The following is a 16784-nucleotide window of genomic DNA, read 5'->3' as shown; positions in this document are numbered from 1 at the left end:
AAGCCCGAAAAACACATGGTTTTCCAGACCTTTGGAATCTTTTGTTTTTTACATGTCCATGGAAAGAATTTCCCTGATCTCAATATTGCCCCCATAATCAAAAATAGGGCAGGCTTTGGAAATTTCCACGGCTTTGTCCAGGCCATCCGCGGTAACGATCAAATAGCCTCCTACGACTTCGGCTCCCTCCGCGAAGGGACCGTTGGTGACAATCTCGCCCCGGTTTTTCACCATTTTTCCCTCGTCTGCCAAAGGAAGTCCATCTACCAATTGTCCCTTTTCCTGAAGTTTGCCCATCCAGCTGCCCCATGCTTGCATGTGCGCTTGCTTTTCCTCTTGGGAGAGCCCTCTATAGGCCTCGTCATGACCTCCCCTAAACAAATACAAAAAGTTACTCATCTCAGTTGTTTTTTAAAAGTTAAACATTTTTATCTAAAGACGGAAAGCGGTTTCCAAATTGGACAATAAAAGGGACTATTCCTCAAAACAGTCGCATTTGCCCATCTTTGTATTGCTCATGCATGTCTGTATTCAATTTGGGAAAGACCTTATCCTTAAAATAGGTATGCCTGGCCAAACGTACCATTTCATGTATTTGTTGGGCAATCTTCCCCTCACCACGGTTCCTGATTCCAAATCTGCTGTCGTTCAAGCTGCCTCCATGGCAGGCCTCTATTTGATGGAGTACCTTATCTGCGCGATCGGGTAAGGTTTTTTTTATCCAGTCGCTAAAAATCTGACCAATGGCCCCGTTGAGGCGCACAATCGTAAAGGCGAAGGACAGGGCGCCATGATCTGCCGATGCTTTTGCCAGGTTCATGATCTCATGGCTATTGATGCCAGGTATGATGGGCGCCAGCATCGCATTGACGGGAATGTTGTTCTCGGATAAAACCCGTATGGTCTCCAAGCGTTTCCTTATGGTGGTGGTCCTGGGTTCAAGGATGCGTCGGGTTTCCTCTGACAGCGAGGTTACGGAAACATTTACGCCTACCAATCCGTGCGCTGCCAATTCCTTCAGTAGGTCCAGGTCCCGTAAGATCAAGGCGTTCTTTGTGATAATACCCACGGGATGTCTGTATTTTAAGAAAACCTGCAAACACCTTCTGGTAATCTTGAATTTCTTTTCCGCAGGTTGATAGCAGTCCGTGTTTCCTGAAAGTACAATGGTCTTTGCGCGCCAATTCCTGCTTTTTAACTTTTGTTCCAACAAGGCCGGCGCGGCTTTTTTTACCAATATCCTTCGCTCAAAATCGAGTCCGGCACTATATCCCCAGTACTCGTGGGTATTTCGGGCATAGCAATAGATGCATCCGTGTTCACATCCCTGATAGGTGTTCATAGAGTAGAGCATGCCCACATCCGGGCTTGTTACCTTGTTTACAATACTCTTTGGAAAGACCGGAATGTATTGTGTTTTATTGGTTTCCGCCTCTTCGCCCTCCACTCTGCAAAATTCGAGGAAATCATCGCGCATTTCATACACGTGCTGAAGAAACTTGTTGGGGGTGTTTCCTTGTGCTCCTCGTCCCTTTATGTAGTCTTTTGATTTCAATTATTGGATTTATTCCAAATTTATGGAATATTTCCAACAATAAACAGAATTTAACTATTGTTTTTCCAAGGTCAAAAATCGAAAATCAGCATAGGTAAGGGTCAATTGACCATTGGCAAAGGAAAGTGCAAATTCCTGGTTGTTGGTCGTGCTATTGACGCTCGCGTCCATTGCATCGAAGAAAATAGTCCCGTACGCCGTGTCCAGGGCATCTGTGGAGAGCAATCCGGTAAAGCTCAGGACGTTGTTCTGTATGGCATAGTCCCCTGCAAAATCGTTGGCCGATGTGCTGCCTACAAAGGAATCTACCCCGTCAAAAACAATGGAGATGATTTCACCTTCCAAAGGAGCGCTGGTAGGACCCTGGGGACTGGAATTATGGATGGCTACTACATGCCATTCCCCGGAAAGGGTGGGCGCCCCAAACAATAGAGGTGGACTGTTAACGTCCGTATCACATGCGTTAAATGCCCAGAACAGGCAGACTAATACTAAAATCCTTGTTTTCATCGCGCTTTTTTCAACTAAGATGAAAAAGAGGGGACATGGTTGCTTCTTTAGAGAAACGACACTTGGACCAATTGTTTTTTGGTTCCCCGTTTGGCATAAAAAAGCATTTGGTCACTGCCATAGTTCATCAGGGGTTTGGATACCATCAAGGGCAACCTGGCCTCCTTGTCATCTATTATTTTCTTATAACTCATTTGCCCCTTTCCATCCAATTGTATAATAAACACGTTTCTATTTCGGCTGAGGCCCTGTTTAAAAATGAGCCGCTCGTTGTTCAATAACTGCGGATTCTCAGCGGCCGTGCTAATAAAGAAATAGGTATTGTCCCCTTTGGTGTAGGCACTATAGGAGGCATAGGCGCCATCGCCCTGCGTAACCTCGGCCTTGTTGATGTTACGGGCCCAGACCATATCTCCGGCAGCGTTTAACTTGGCACTAACAATATCATTGTGGTGATATCGATTTACCCGTACCCTTCCCCCGCTGGAGTTTGCCTGCACGCTAGAGGTCACAAAGTATTCCTCTGCGTTGAACAAAATATCATTATTGGCGGTAAAGCCCACATTTTTAAATACCAGGTTCTTGATTACCTTGTCATACTCCTTTCCGAACTTATCGAACATAAACTGCTGGGAAAAGGGATTGTACTTTTTCACATTGATCTCCAAGCCTCCGGGGTCCAGTTCAAAATAGCCCAGACCGTTATAGCGACTGTCCTTTCGGTCCGCATAGAATCCTATGCAAAGTAGTTTGCCGTTCCGCAAAATGGGTTTTAGGGCCTCGGAGTACTTCCCTGGGCCATCAAAGGTCTGCGTTTTTATCCCTTGGCCGGAGACCATGACCAACTCGTACTGAAATCTGCGTTCCAAGGCGCTAAAACGTTTCTTTTTAAAATAGGCCTTGCCGACCAGATAGGCCCGGTCCAGGTTTTTGGAAATTGCAATATTTTCGAAGGCGTAGTTCTTCTGCTCGATCTCGGCCGAAAAATCATGGCTCATGAGTTTTTGCAAACTTGCACTGAAGATATGGATATAGCGCTGATCGTTCTTTCTCTTTTTAAAATGGGTACTGATGGCAAAGGCCGATTTGTCTTCGTTGAACAATACCGTTGTCGTGAAGCCCGATGAGAAGTTTCTATTGTAGTAGTTCTTGCCCAAGGGGTTGTTCACCTCCGCTGAAGGTATGGAGAGTAGGATTTCTTTCCTAAAGTTGAACTCCTCCAAGGGACTACGGTGTACAATGTATTCGTAAGACGTCTTCAGGTAGTTATATTCCAGAAAAAGAAGATAAAGCTGGCCGTTCTTTACATAGCCTTCTACCAAATCCCTGCCCCTTAATTTGTAGTTGTACTCCGATACGAGCTCCAGATCTTTGTTGTACCGTTCTATAAAATAACCCTTGGGCTTAAGGATTATTCCCGTGTAGTAAGACCTTACCAGGAGGGTTCCTCCGTCCTCCGCGTTGGAGATGGTCAACAGGTTGGAGTATTTATACCTATCGTTATATTTTTCTCCAAAACTATATTTTACAGGGATTTCCTGGGCATTTGCCCCAACCATGGCCAAAAGAAGCAGTAGGGCGACCAGACTTTTTTTACACATTGCTAGTAGGTTTTAAAGGCATGTCACTTACCGGGGAAATCTGCCTTCCGTTTTTCCAGAAAGGCCGTAGTGCCCTCTTTGAAGTCGGCCGTTCCAAAACAGTTCCCAAAGGCTTCTATTTCCGAGTCATACCCATTTATAGTATTCTTAAAACCCGCATTTACCGCTTTTATTGCGTAGCCAATCGCAACTGGCGAATTATTCGTTATTCTACTAGCTATTTTCTTGCACAGCGGCAGTAGTTCTTCCTGAGGGACCACCTGGTTTACCAGACCATACGCCAAAGCCGTGGGCGCATCGATCATCCCCGCCGTCATGATAAGCTCCATTGCCCTGCCTTTTCCGATCAACTGGGGCAATCGTTGTGTGCCTCCATAGCCCGGAATGACCCCTAGGGAAACCTCCGGCAGTCCCATTTTGGCCGTATCACTGGCAAGCCTAAAATGACAAGCCATGGCGAGCTCCAGGCCACCTCCAAGGGCGAAACCATTCACTGCGGCAATTACCGGCGTGGCCAGGTTCTCTACCAAATTAAACAGCTTTTCCTGACCATTGGCGGCCAGTTGGGCCCCCTGCTTGACCGAAAAATTGGCAAACTCCGCGATATCGGCCCCAGCCACAAAGGCCTTTTCCCCGCTTCCGGTAAGTATTATGGCCCGGATTTCCTTAGCCTTGTTCAAGGCTTTAAACGCATGGTGCAGTTCCTTGATGGTGGCCTTGTTCAAGGCGTTTAGTTTTTTGGGGCGGTCAATGGTCAGTACTGCCAACGGCTGCGCCATGGACAGTTGTATATTCTCGTATTTCATCGGTTTATCTTTGTCTATTTTAATTATCCTTTAAGGGGGTATTTTCAGAAAACGGGCCAAAAACGGGTTTCGAAAGCTCCTTTTCCTTGGGAAATTTCACCGTAAATACCGTGCCCTTTTCTGGCTGGGAGGTAAAATGGATGCTACCTTTGTAGGTTTCCACAATATTCTTTACCATCCCAAGGCCCAATCCCATACCGCTTGATTTTGTGGTAAACTTGGGTTCAAAAATCTTTTCCTTGAACTCATCGGCTATTCCCACGCCATTATCCGCCACGGCTATCTTTACATAACCGTTCTCCGAGGATACCGAGACCAAAATGCGGGGCGATGCCACGTTGCGAAGCGCCTGTGTGGCATTTTTTACCAGGTTGGTCACCACTCGGATCAATTGCGTTCGGTCCAATTTGGCAATGATCTCCTCTTCATCGGATATAAAGTGGATGTAGTTCTCATTAAAAATATCCAAGGCCAGCTTTACGATCTTTACCACGTTAAGTGTCTCATTCTGCTGGGCGGGCATTTCCGCGAAATTGGAAAAGGCAGAAGCAATGTTGCTCATGGTATCGATCTGCTGAATAAGGGTCTTTGAATATTCTGCCACTTTTTGGGTAATGGCAGGGTCTTTGGCGTTAAATTTTTGCTCAAAGCTCTGAACACTGAGGCGCATGGGCGTCAAGGGGTTCTTTATTTCGTGGGCCACTTGTTTGGCCATCTCCCGCCACGCCTGTTCCCTTTCACTTCGAGCAAGTTTGGCGGCACTCTGTTCCAACTCATCGATCATTCCGTTATAGGAATCGATGAGTTTGCCTATCTCATCACTGGGGTCGTCCACGATAATCTTTTCGTTCCTCTTGGTCAAATCGGTCTGGTTCAACTTATCCGAAATATTTTGCAGGGAACGGGTGATATATTTTGATATAAAATACGCAAGGCCAATGGCTATGATCAGCATCAAAAGATATACCCCGGTAAGCCGCAACAAGAACTCCCGCAGTTCCATATTGCTAAACGAGTTGTCCTCAAAATAGGGGAGATTCAATATGCCGATGGACTTAAATTTAGCGTCCGTGATATAGGTATACGATGCCTGATATTGGTCGCCAGCCAAAGAATTCTCCTCCACGTAGCGCTTGCCCGGACTTGCAGAGAGGCGGTTGAGCACTTCGGCATCCAGACAGACAGAAATGGAGTCATTGACAAAGCTGGGCCGTGAACTAATGATCAGTTGGCCTTCCAGATCGTAGATGTTGAAATTCACATTTTGCACATCGGCTATCTGATAAATTTCATCCTTGAATATATACGCCAGATTTTCCGTGGTGCGCGGGTAGGTGGTTTTTTGCAGGGTATAATCAACACTCTGTTTAATTTGCCCTTCCTTGCGTTCCAAACGTTCCTGATGATAATCCTTGGACTGTTCCCTATACTGGTAAATAGTAACCCCGGCGATCAGGACCGAAGCGATGAGCACCAGTAAGATCATGGCGATAAAAATGCGGGACCGTAGTGAAAACTTCCTGAACAAAGGTGTATAATTTAGTGCTAAAGATAGCAAATATCGCGCCAAGACAATTGCAGTCCTATGGCAAACATCAAATACCAAATTCCCAAGTTGTGCCCAGGAATTTTTGTCGAGGTGATTTTCAAAAAACTAGGTGCTCACTGGCTAGGCTTCGGGATTTTTGTCCCGTACACGCTTGTAGAATTTTATGCCCAACATCAGGAGAATTGCCAGGGCAAGGATTCCAACCACTCCAAAAATCCAGTTGATAGCGCTTTTTAGGGACACTAAAAAGACCACCGCAAAGAGAATCAAGGTAGCGCCCTCATTCCAGATTCGCATAAAACGGGAACTGTATTTCACCTCATCGCGCTGTAGTTGTAAAAAAATCTGATGGTTTTTAAGGTGATAGGCCACCAGTAACACGACAAAGACCAGTTTTACGTGCATCCAGCCCTGTTGCAGCCAAGCAGGGAACAATACCAAAAGCCAAACCGCAAATAGGGTAGCAAGCACGGCCGAGGGCCAGGTGATGATATACCACAACCGCTTGCTCATTAATTTCAGTTGCCGTGTTAATATCCCATTTTCGGGAGCCGGTTTTTCAGAAGCCTCAATATGGTAGATAAAAAGGCGGGGGATATAGAAAAGGCCTGCAAACCAGGTAATCACAAAGATGAGATGCAGGGCCTTTATGTAATTGTAATATTCTGTCATGGGCAAACCACTTTGCTGCAAAGGTACTCTTTAGGACGTTTTCGTTTCGCGAAACGATGTAATTATCCAGGCGTTCCTACTCTTCCACAAACAAATAATTGAGGTTTAGGGCATTGAAGGCCTGGTTAAACTCCTGGATCTCCTTATCCACCAGGGCATCGAAGGCTTTAAGCTGGATATTGATCGCCGCAGTCAGTTCGTCCTTTACCGCCACGTCCTGATCGGTAGGGGGAAAATCGTCCAAGGCTACCAAACGGTTCAAATGCCCCAGTTTATTGGTGAGCTTGATAGGGAAATTCAGGGGGTCTTGACGACTGCGGTTTTTGGTCTGGTAGAGCGCTTTTTCAATTTCGCCAAAGGACTTCTTCATTTCCTTGGCCTTGTCCACCAAATCTTTGGTGTGTACATTTTCACTGTACTGTTTGGTAAAGGCATCCAACTGTTCCCCTATTTTCCGGATCTTTTTGATCGACTGGTGCGCCCGATCTACCGTAGCATTGACATCACTGATGAAATCATATTGCTTTTTCATGTCTGCCACGGACACTTCGGCCCGTGGATCGGGAAGTATGGTAAAGCGCTCCGTTACCGAAACGCCGTTAACGTCCAGGTGTACGTTGTAGTCGCCCGGTACCGCCTTGGCCCCGTTGAGATTGGCAGACCATAGGATCATTCCCTTAAGCTTTTCAGCACCCTTGCCACGGGTATCCCAAACAAAGGTATTGCCCCCTTGCTTAAGCGTCAACTTCTTGTCCTTCTCCTTGGCCTTATTGCTATACGTGGCCAAAGTATCCCCCGTCAAGGAGGTAAAGGAGAGGCGAATACTGTCCTTTTCGCTGAGTTCCTTTACATAAAAATGGGTGATGACCCCATTGGGATGGTTTTGTCCTTCGGTCTTGGAGGGCTTCTCCGCAGCACTTCCCTTGGTGCGATAGGAAGCTTTTGGTTGGTAGAGGATCACTCCTTTGCCCTTTTTAGCGTCGTCCAGTTGATGCAGTACCGTGAGGTCGTCCATAATCCATACGCTACGCCCCTGGGTGGCCACGATGAGATTGTTGTCCTTTACCGCCAGATCGGTTATAGGTACTATCGGTAGATTTAACTGAAAAGGCTGCCAATTGGCACCATCATCAAAGGAAACGTACATTCCGGTTTCCGTTCCGGCATAGAGCAAGCCCCTGCGCTTAGGGTCTTCCCGAAGTACCCGGGTAAAGTGTTCCTCATTTATACCATTCGTTATTTTTTTCCAGGTCTTTCCATAATCGGTCGTCTTATAGAGGTAGGGTCTAAAGTCGCCCAACTTGTACCGCGTGGCCGCCAGGTAGCAGGTGCCTTCGTCAAAAGCCGAAGGCTCAATGCTGTTCACCATGGACCATTCCGGCAGGTTGGCCGGGGTTACGTTTTCCCATTGCTGCCCTCCGTCCTTGGTCACATGGACCAGGCCGTCGTCACTGCCTACCCAAAGTAGGCCTTCTTTCAACGGACTCTCATTGGCGGCAAAAATGGTACAGTAGTATTCTACCCCCGTATTGTCCTGGGTGATGGGTCCCCCGCTTGATACAAGTTTGCTAGGGTCGTTTCGCGTAAGGTCATCGCTCAATAATTGCCATTGCTGCCCTTCATTTTCGCTGAGATGAACATGGTTGGAAAAGGTGTACAACTTTTTGGGATCGTGCTTGCTAAAAATGATGGGGAAGTTCCATTGAAAACGATACTTCATCCCTTCGGCCCCATAGCCCATTGGGTTATCGGGCCATACATTGATACCGCGAACGGTGCCTGTTTTATGATTTACACGGGTTAGAAAGCCCCCATAACTGCCGCCATAGACAATATCATCATCTGTGGGGTCCACGGCTATATGGGCCGATTCCCCTCCTGCCGTTGCTTCCCAATCATCCTCGTCAATGCTGCCTCCGTCGCTACGATGTTTGATGCGGACGGTGGAATTGTCCTGTTGGGCCACATAGATCCGATAGGGAAAATGATTGTCCGTGGTTACCCGATAGAACTGTGCCGTTGGTTGGTTGTAATAGGTACTCCAGGTTTCGCCTCCGTCATAGGACACTTGGGCGCCCCCGTCATCGCCTATGATCATTCGCTTGGCATTTTCAGGGGAGATCCACAGATCGTGATGATCCCCGTGCGGTGCGTTAAAGGTGTTAAACGTTTTTCCGCCATCCGTGGACTTATGATAGCGTACATTCAGGACATAGACCACATCCTCGTCCTCTGTATCGGCATATACCCGTGTATAGTACCAGGCCCTTTGACGTAATTTGCGCTCTTCATTGACCAAGGTCCATTTCTTCCCGCCATCCTCGCTGCGGTAAAGACCTCCTTTCTCCTTGTTTTCCACAATGGCCCAGACTCGTTCCGAATTCTTGGGGGACACCGTTACCCCAATGATTCCCAGGGTGTCCTTTGGGAAACCTTCATTTTTGGAAATCTCTGTCCAGCTCTCCCCACTGTCCGTACTTTTCCACAAGGCCGATCCCTCACCTCCACTACTGAGGTTATAGGGCGTACGTTTGGCCCGCCATGTGGAGGCGTACAGAATTCTTGGGTTATTGGGGTCCAAGACCAAATCTACCGCTCCGGCCTGTTCGTTCACGAACAGGGTCTTACGCCAGGTCTTTCCCCCGTCGGTACTTTTATAGACCCCCCGATCCGAAGTGGGTTTGTAAATATTACCAAGCACCGCGGCATAAACAATGTTATGGTCCTTGGGATGTATCCGGATGCGAGGTACGTGCCGACTCTTCGTTAGGCCCATCGCCGTCCAAGATTTTCCAGCATTCTCCGTTTTCCAAATGCCATAGCCAGAAGACACATTGCCACGCAATGTTTTTTCACCACCCCCTACATAAATGACATTGGGGTCGCTCTGTGCCACCTCTATGGCACCGATGCTTCCTCCAAAAAATCCGTCAGAGATATTGCCCCAACTTCTACCGCCGTCCTCTGTTTTCCATACCCCGCCTCCGGTAGCGCCAAAGTAAAAGAGATTGGGTTCTCCAGGCACACCGGTTACGGCGGCGGATCGTCCACCACGGAAGGGGCCTACCAATCGGTATTGCAAGCTGCTGTATAGTGCTTCGGGATATTGCGGGGCAACTTGATCGGTTTTCTTCCTTTTTTGGGCCGATAAGGAGGTTGGGACAAGGAATGCCATCAGCAGGAAAACGCTGATTTTGACGAGAAGTGGTCTCATAAATTTTAAATTAGAATTAGTCCCGTCTAAAGTAAGCAAAAAGAAGGGAATCATAAGCTTATTTGGTGTGCGAGTTCGGCACAAAATAGCTACCTTGAAAACTCAAATGTTAAAGCCGTATCTCCTGATTCCCTTAAAAAATAAACGATGAAAATAGCGCTATTGACCGAGGCTGAACTAAATTCTGTAATCGCCCATGAAATCTCCGAGCTATTCGGGCAGCTTAGTCCCCAAAAACAGCCTTTGCCCATTGCACAGGTGGTACATGTGGACAACCCCATACATCTCGCCTATGCAGAAGCTGGGGGAAGGATCATAGGAATGGCCTCGCTCTGTACCTATCGTGTACTATCGGGGTATAAAGGTTGGATCGAGGATGTTGTGGTCCATGCCGATGCCCGAGGAAAGGGAGCAGGGAAACAATTGATCCAAAAACTCCTGGAAGTGGCTAGGGACAAAAAGCTGACCGAAATCCTTCTCTTCACCGAAACCCATAGAAAACCGGCCATTCAGCTCTACCACAACTTGGGTTTTACCAGAAAAAACAGCGAGCTGTATTCGTTCAAGCCATATTAAACCCCGTATGACATTTGAACCATGTTCGTCTATTTCGTATCAACGACATTCCAATGAAAAGAAGATGGGGTAAAGGACTCGATCTAAGTCCAGTTAGCCAAATAAAATTGTGGCCTAGGCCCCTGTTAAATTTCTCTTGATTTCCCTATGAAGAAAATAGCCGGTTACCAGGGTAGCCAGCACATCGGCAATGGCAAAAGAGCTCCAAACGCCCAGTTCTCCCATAAAGTTGGGGAGAATTATAACAAGTGGTATAAAAAAGAAGCCCTGACGTGTCAGGGTCAGCAACAAGGCCGGAACGGCTTTACCCACTGCCTGAAAATAAGCCGCTCCAATAAGCTGTAGCGCTATGATGGGAGTGGCGGCAAAGACCCAGCGCATGGCGGCAGGGGTATGTTCCAAAACAAACGTATTAACGGCAAGTTCTTCTGGCGGCAAATCCGGTCCACTGTCCAAGAACAGGGAGGCGATCTCTGCAGGAAAGACCATAAGCCCTATGAACACCAGGGTAGCCACAAAGGCCGCATATTTTATCGCGGTATAAATGGATTGTTTTACCCTGGCGAATTTTTGGGCCCCATAATTAAAGCCCGCAATGGGCAAAAAGCCCTGGGTGACCCCAAAAACGGGGAACAGGGCAAACATGAGCATACGCCCTATGATGGCATACACGGCAACCATGGCCTCCCCGCCCAAATTAAACAAAATATTGTTCAGCAAGAGATAGGTGATACTGGTGACCGCCTGTCTGGCCAGGGTAACGAAGCCCAGGGAACCTATTTCCCTTAGAATGGGCATATGTAGGCCAAAATCGGCCAAGCTGATCTTAAGTTCAGAATTCTGGGAAAGAAAAAACCAGAAAATATAGCCAAAACAGAGGATATAGCTACCCGTAGTGGCCCAGGCAGCACCTTGCATACCCCAGTCCATGATATAGATAAACACATAGTCGAGCAACAGGTTCCCGACCGATGGTATGATCATGGCGGTCATGGCAAATCTGGGCTTGCCCTCGGCACGTATCACCGTATTGCCCATCATACACAGGGCCAAAAAAGGAATCCCGTACAAAACAATGGTATAGTAGATCTTAGCGGGGTCAAAAATGGCACCCTTCCCTCCGAAGGCCGGAATAAGCGTATTTACATAATACAGCCCAAGAACTACCATGGAAATGGTCACCAAAAGCGTCAAGGTAATTTGGTTCCCAAAGGTTTTCAAGGCTTTTCCCTTATTCTCTGCGCCAAGAGCGCGCGAGATAATACTGGAGCCTCCTATGCCGATGGCCATGCCCAGGGCAGCAATGAAAAAAGAGACGGGGAGTACAACATTGATGGCGGCAATGGCTATGGAGCCGATCCAATTTCCGACAAAAATAGAATCGACCAACACATTTAGGGACATCACCAGGATTCCTATAGAGGCCGGGACCGCCTGTTTAATAAGAAGTTTGCCAATAGGCTCCGAACCGAGTTGTTCTGCCGAGACCTTGGCCATTAGGAGGGTAGCGTTTCCTTGGCTTGCCAATCATTGATCCACTCCGCCATAACGGACACCCAGGCGTCATCGTCATTTAGACAGGGAATATGTTTGTACGCTTCCCCGCCAGCCTCCAGAAACTGCTCTTTTCCTTCCATGGCGATTTCCTCTAGGGTTTCCAGGCAGTCCGACACAAAGGCCGGGGTAATGACCACTAGGCGTTTTTTACCTTCCTTGGCCAGGCGTTCAAATTCAAAATCGGTATAGGGCTTTAGCCAGGGGTCCCCAGCCAAACGGGATTGGAACGAGCTGCTTACCTTGGCATCGGGCAAGCCCAATTTAGCCTTAACGGAATCGGTGGTATCATAGACCTGGTGTCTGTAGCAGCTATGGTGGGCCACGGAATTCACCTGACAACAATTGCCATCTATCTTGCAATGGAATTTTGTGGGATCCGATTTACGTATATGGCGTTCCGGTATGCCATGATAGGAAAAGAGGATGTGATCGTATTCAAAGTTGGAGAGCCCCTCGGCGATTTTGTCGGAAAGTGCTTTAATATAAGCGGCGTTCTTATAAAAGGCTGGCAGCGTAGTAATCTGCATTTCTGGAAAGTGGGCTTCTTTTTCTTCCATGGTCTTTACTACCACGGTCTCATAGGACGACATGGCGTAATGGGGGTACAAGGGCACCAATAACACTTCGTTGACCCCCTTATCCCTTAGCTCCCCCAATGCCTTTTTTATGGACATGGAACCGTAGCGCATTCCCAAGGCCACGGGCATCGCTGTTTTTTGCTGTACCTTACGGTGAAAACGTTCCGAAATGACAATCAAGGGAGAGCCTTCGTCCCACCAAATCTTTTTATAGGCCTTTGCCGATTTTTTTGGCCGTGTTCGCAAAATAATTCCCCGCACCAAAATATTGCGCAACCATTTGGGTGCATCAATGACCCGTTCATCCATTAAAAATTCATCCAGATAAGGTTTTACATCCTTGGGAGTCGGGCTGTCAGGAGAACCCAAATTGACCAGCAAAATTCCTTTCATTTAGGGTGGTTTTCGAATTGTATTCTTCTGCGTAAAAATACTACATGCAGGGAACATATGTTCAAAATAGGAGAATAGTTTTCAATTTGGTCATAAGGAATATTGATGGCGTTCCGGACTTCCTCTTTTGTGCAAGTGGGCTTAATATCTTGTTAATTGTCCGATAAGTTTTTGTAGCTCCCTTTTTTTGGGGCATTTTTATGTATACAAACACAAGAGATGCGCCTAGTTTTTATTCTTTGTTTCACCTTACTTTCCTTTTCTGGACAGGCACAGGAAGCGAACAGTCTACTATGGGAAATTTCGGGGAATGGACTGAGGCAAAGTTCTTATCTCTACGGCACCATGCACGTAAGTAAGAAAATTGCATTCCGCTTGGATGATGTGTTTTACGAGGCACTGGACCAAAGCGAGATGGTGGCCCTGGAGTCCGATCCGAGCACTTGGCTCGATAGCGATGAAAGTCTGGGCAATTCTGGCTATAATGCACGCAACGGATTTGTTCCAAAAGGATTTTACACTTATCCTTTTGCAATGAGGAATCCTAGAAAGGAAGATCTGGCGGCCTATCTTGCTTTTGAAGACCGTCTGGTAAACAATATTTTATACCGCACCAGCGAATTTTCCCAAAATTTTGAGGAAGAGACCTACCTGGATATGTTCATCTATCAGGCCGGACGGAAATTCGGAAAGCCCATAGTAGCCTTGGAGGACTTAGAAGAGTCCACCGCCCTGGTGGGCCGGGCCAGCTTAAATGCCATGAAGCAAAAGCCCGATGAATGGTTGCAAAAAAAGATGCAGCAACGAGATCCCTTGTTCATTATGCAGGATGCCTACCGGGAACGCAACATCAATCTGTTGGATTCCATTGATCGAGCCATGTACACGGAACACTATCTAAAGAACATGTTGTACATCCGAAACCTGAATATGGTAGAACGGATGGATTCGGTGATGCACACCGGAAAGGTGTTCACCGGTATTGGGGCTGCCCATTTGCCTGGCCAAAAGGGGGTTATCGCCATGTTGCGAAAGCTGGGATATACCGTTAGGCCCCTGGTATCGAGGTCCACGAACAAAGGCCTGGAACTCAAGGAAAAATTTGAGGCCAAGGTAAAGGAAAATACCTATGCGGCCACGGGTCCTGACGATGGTTTTTTCACCATAGACCTGCCCAATAAACTCTATCCCGTATCCGAACATGTGAATACTACCTATATCTCCCCTGACCTGGCGAACGGCAGTTATTTTATGGTAAACCGTATTCCCAGCTTTTCCTTTCTGAAGAAGGATGTACAGTATAGCGTGTCGGATATCGATCAATTGTTGTTCGAGAACATTCCGGGAAAAATAATCGGAAAGGAGCCTATAACAAAGAACGGTTTTCCTGGCTTGGACATAAAAAACCAATTGAAAAATGGGGACCACCAGCGGTATCATATTTATGTGACGCCCTTGGAGATTCTTATATTTAAGATGGGAGGCGAAGGTGATTTTGTCACCAAGCACTCGGATACCATTTTTAACAGCATTACCTTTAGGGCCTCGGATAAAAAGCAGGTGTTGGTTGCTTCGGGCTTTGGGGATTTTGAGATTCAAATGCCCTCCTTACATGTCTTTACCAATCAATTTAGGCACGGAAACCGATTGGTCCAAGGATATGATCCCGAAAGTGGTTCCTATTTCTTTCTGAGAAAGGCGTCCCTTAATGATTTTAAGTTTATCGAGGAGGACAACTTTGAACTGAAACAGATACAAAGCCGTTTTTATCAAGACCTCAAGCTAAGCCCTAGCTATGATGCCGTAAAAATGGATGAACTGACCTCCGTGGTCGTCTTTGATTCCACATCGCAAAAAAGGCTTCATCTTAAGACCACTTTTCGACGGGGCGAGTATTACCTGATGGGAGCGCTTACCAAAAAGAAGGCCGAGGCCATTGCTTTTTTCGATTCTTTTAAACTGAAAGAGCCCTCCTATAAACAGTATTTTGAAAAAGTGACCGATACCGCCCTTTATTTCAGTACGCTCAGTACGGTTAAACCTCCAAAGTTCGTGGAAGGTAGCAGCAACCACTACAACAGCAGGAACAGACCCAAACCCTATGAGGCCTTCAGCAAAAAAACCGTTTACCAGAACAAGAACAACGAGGCGGTTTCGGTAGAACTTAACAAATCACATGATTATGCCATGTTCCCCGATATAGACTCCGTATGGGCCTTTCGTAAAAAAATATATGCCGGTAAAAAATTCATGGTTAGGAATGAGGCCAGTCGTCGAACGCCCGATGGCTTTTACGAGCTTCAATTGACCCTAACGGACACTGCCAGCAATAGGGGTATCCTCATAAAGAACATGGTGAAAGGGGGATTGCTCTATGAGTTGAGGGCCCGTGTGGATACGGTCTATGGACCTAGCCGTTTTGTAAGCAGTTTCTTTGAGCATTTTACGCCAAAGGACACCATGATAGGAAGTAGTATGCTAAAGGACAAGGTTCCGGAATTCTTCACCGCCTTGCGCAACAAGGACAGCATAGCCTTGAGCGGACATCGATTCCTCATTTTTGACAGGAAACATATCGATTCCCTTAAGTACTATATATCCGAGTTTAATTTTGAGGAAAATCAACGTGTTGTACAGTCCTACTTGATCCAAAAGCTAGGAGATTTGAACGACCCGGGGACCGCTCGGTTTTTTCGGGAATTTTATGCCAAATCCTATAACAACTCATACGCACAGACCAAGGTGCTGCAGGCAGTCTCGAGAAAAAAGGACGAAGCTTCCACGGTCTTGTTCCTGGAGTTGATGTCCAAGGACCTCCCTTTGATTTCCAACACCTTTGAAATAAAGAAAATATTTAAACCCTATCAGGACAGCCTGCCCCTGGCCAAAAACCTGTTTCCGGAAATATTGGACTATAGCGGTATTGCGGAATACAAATCACCTATTTTCACCCTGCTCGCCAAACTAAAGGTCCAAGGACTCATAAAACCGAACAGCTATAAAAAATATCGAAAACAGATCTTAAACGATGCGAAGATCCAATTAAAACGTCAATTGGGAAGGCAGAGCACAACAACCAATCAAAGACGTTACAATCCAACCAATAACGCTGCAACCCATGGGGTGCTCGAGGACTATGTGATCCTACTACATCCTTTCATCCGGGAAAAAGGTGTTAAGCAATTTTATGACCGCTTGCAATCCGTAAAAGATCCAAGAATCCAAAGTGCCTTTATCGCCCTACAGGCGGAAGCCGGAAGCTATATACCGAAAAGTATATTAAATACTTTGGCGACCGACATCAACGGGAGGGCCATCTTGTTCAATGACTTGAAGGGCGTGGGCAAACTGGCACTTTTTCCGTCCGCATTCCGCAACCAAAAAGCACTGGCCGAGTCTAGTCTGTTCAGCACTAAAAATTACGTCAAAACAAAAGATTCCATCGTTTTTTTGGAACAAAGGCCACTGTCTTACAAGGGAAAGAATTATACCGGGTTTTATTTCAAGCTAAAGGACGTACAGGAGTACGATAATAATTTCAAGATGCACTTGGTCGTCTTTGAAAACGCCAAGGGGCTACAGACCAAACCTTTTTACAAAAACAAGGGACTTCGTATTGAGGATACCGATACCGATATAGAGGTCCTGGATTTGGTAACCGAGGAATTTCTGCTAAAGGACAGACAAAGGGCAGTGGTATATAGGCCCAATCAATATGGGGGCTATTACTCCTTTGGTTATTAAAAGCGTATCTTTGCTGGGAATCGCGGACC

The 16784-nt window shown here is 46.8% G+C and carries 12 protein-coding genes; 2 read left to right on the top strand and 10 right to left on the bottom strand.

The genetic code is table 11. The features are described from left to right. Nucleotides 1-48: 48 nt before the first annotated feature. The 8 genes from ACRD67_RS00880 to ACRD67_RS00845 form a co-directional block, all read right to left on the bottom strand. On the bottom strand, nucleotides 49-399 hold the full coding sequence (locus ACRD67_RS00880; RefSeq protein ID WP_430965062.1) for a YciI family protein: 351 nt from the start codon (nucleotides 397-399) through the stop codon (nucleotides 49-51). 82 nt (nucleotides 400-481) lie between these two features. Continuing rightward, entirely contained in the window at nucleotides 482-1555 is a 1074-nt protein-coding gene (locus tag ACRD67_RS00875; RefSeq protein WP_430965061.1) for a PA0069 family radical SAM protein, read from the bottom strand. A 54-nt stretch (nucleotides 1556-1609) separates the two neighbouring features. Beyond that, the gene (locus tag ACRD67_RS00870; protein WP_430965060.1) at nucleotides 1610-2065 is read right to left on the bottom strand and encodes an META domain-containing protein; all 456 of its coding nucleotides are present in this window, start codon (nucleotides 2063-2065) and stop codon (nucleotides 1610-1612) included. Nucleotides 2066-2112: 47 nt separating this feature from the next. Next, on the bottom strand, nucleotides 2113-3666 hold the full coding sequence (locus ACRD67_RS00865; protein WP_430965059.1) for a hypothetical protein: 1554 nt from the start codon (nucleotides 3664-3666) through the stop codon (nucleotides 2113-2115). Nucleotides 3667-3689: 23 nt separating this feature from the next. Further along, the gene (locus ACRD67_RS00860) at nucleotides 3690-4472 is read right to left on the bottom strand and encodes an enoyl-CoA hydratase/isomerase family protein (protein WP_430965058.1); all 783 of its coding nucleotides are present in this window, start codon (nucleotides 4470-4472) and stop codon (nucleotides 3690-3692) included. 19 nt (nucleotides 4473-4491) lie between these two features. Beyond that, complete coding sequence (locus ACRD67_RS00855; RefSeq protein ID WP_430966171.1) at nucleotides 4492-5958, bottom strand: sensor histidine kinase; 1467 nt, start codon at nucleotides 5956-5958, stop codon at nucleotides 4492-4494. A gap of 183 nt (nucleotides 5959-6141) precedes the next feature. Beyond that, nucleotides 6142-6693, bottom strand: a complete 552-nt coding sequence (locus ACRD67_RS00850; RefSeq protein WP_430965057.1) for a CopD family protein — start codon at nucleotides 6691-6693, stop codon at nucleotides 6142-6144. A gap of 76 nt (nucleotides 6694-6769) precedes the next feature. Further along, nucleotides 6770-9907, bottom strand: a complete 3138-nt coding sequence (locus ACRD67_RS00845; RefSeq protein ID WP_430965056.1) for a VPS10 domain-containing protein — start codon at nucleotides 9905-9907, stop codon at nucleotides 6770-6772. Nucleotides 9908-10054: 147 nt separating this feature from the next. Here ACRD67_RS00845 and ACRD67_RS00840 point away from each other — a divergent pair, with 147 nt between their 5' ends. Next, nucleotides 10055-10483: a GNAT family N-acetyltransferase gene (locus ACRD67_RS00840; RefSeq protein WP_430965055.1), complete on the top strand. Its 429-nt coding sequence runs from the start codon at nucleotides 10055-10057 to the stop codon at nucleotides 10481-10483. 114 nt (nucleotides 10484-10597) lie between these two features. Here ACRD67_RS00840 and ACRD67_RS00835 read toward each other — a convergent pair whose 3' ends face one another. Both ACRD67_RS00835 and hemH read right to left on the bottom strand, forming a co-directional pair. Further along, nucleotides 10598-11980, bottom strand: coding sequence for an MATE family efflux transporter (locus tag ACRD67_RS00835; RefSeq protein ID WP_430966170.1), 1383 nt, complete (start codon nucleotides 11978-11980; stop codon nucleotides 10598-10600). Continuing rightward, the gene (gene hemH / locus ACRD67_RS00830) at nucleotides 11980-13011 is read right to left on the bottom strand and encodes a ferrochelatase (protein ID WP_430965054.1); all 1032 of its coding nucleotides are present in this window, start codon (nucleotides 13009-13011) and stop codon (nucleotides 11980-11982) included. Before hemH ends, ACRD67_RS00835 begins: the two co-directional genes overlap by 1 nt. Before the next feature lie 219 nt (nucleotides 13012-13230). Here hemH and ACRD67_RS00825 point away from each other — a divergent pair, with 219 nt between their 5' ends. After that, the gene (locus ACRD67_RS00825) at nucleotides 13231-16755 is read left to right on the top strand and encodes a TraB/GumN family protein (protein WP_430965053.1); all 3525 of its coding nucleotides are present in this window, start codon (nucleotides 13231-13233) and stop codon (nucleotides 16753-16755) included. The last annotated feature ends 29 nt before the right edge of the window (nucleotides 16756-16784 follow it).

This window comes from Eudoraea algarum, assembly GCF_050589645.1.
Classification (GTDB): domain Bacteria; phylum Bacteroidota; class Bacteroidia; order Flavobacteriales; family Flavobacteriaceae; genus JBNGOQ01.
Note: the sequence above shows the minus strand (reverse complement) of the source record. Positions and strands in the feature narration are given on the sequence as shown.

What these genes read in the sequence shown, in the direction of transcription:
- ACRD67_RS00840 (WP_430965055.1), top strand. Translation starts at nt 10,055, where the DNA reads ATGAAAATAGCGCTATTGACCGAGGCTGAACTAAATTCTGTAATCGCC.
- ACRD67_RS00845 (WP_430965056.1), bottom strand. Translation starts at nt 9,907, where the DNA reads ATGAGACCACTTCTCGTCAAAATCAGCGTTTTCCTGCTGATGGCATTC.
- hemH (WP_430965054.1), bottom strand. Translation starts at nt 13,011, where the DNA reads ATGAAAGGAATTTTGCTGGTCAATTTGGGTTCTCCTGACAGCCCGACT.
- ACRD67_RS00835 (WP_430966170.1), bottom strand. Translation starts at nt 11,980, where the DNA reads ATGGCCAAGGTCTCGGCAGAACAACTCGGTTCGGAGCCTATTGGCAAA.
- ACRD67_RS00870 (WP_430965060.1), bottom strand. Translation starts at nt 2,065, where the DNA reads ATGAAAACAAGGATTTTAGTATTAGTCTGCCTGTTCTGGGCATTTAAC.
- ACRD67_RS00880 (WP_430965062.1), bottom strand. Translation starts at nt 399, where the DNA reads ATGAGTAACTTTTTGTATTTGTTTAGGGGAGGTCATGACGAGGCCTAT.
- ACRD67_RS00825 (WP_430965053.1), top strand. Translation starts at nt 13,231, where the DNA reads ATGCGCCTAGTTTTTATTCTTTGTTTCACCTTACTTTCCTTTTCTGGA.
- ACRD67_RS00855 (WP_430966171.1), bottom strand. Translation starts at nt 5,958, where the DNA reads ATGATCTTACTGGTGCTCATCGCTTCGGTCCTGATCGCCGGGGTTACT.
- ACRD67_RS00860 (WP_430965058.1), bottom strand. Translation starts at nt 4,472, where the DNA reads ATGAAATACGAGAATATACAACTGTCCATGGCGCAGCCGTTGGCAGTA.
- ACRD67_RS00865 (WP_430965059.1), bottom strand. Translation starts at nt 3,666, where the DNA reads ATGTGTAAAAAAAGTCTGGTCGCCCTACTGCTTCTTTTGGCCATGGTT.
- ACRD67_RS00850 (WP_430965057.1), bottom strand. Translation starts at nt 6,693, where the DNA reads ATGACAGAATATTACAATTACATAAAGGCCCTGCATCTCATCTTTGTG.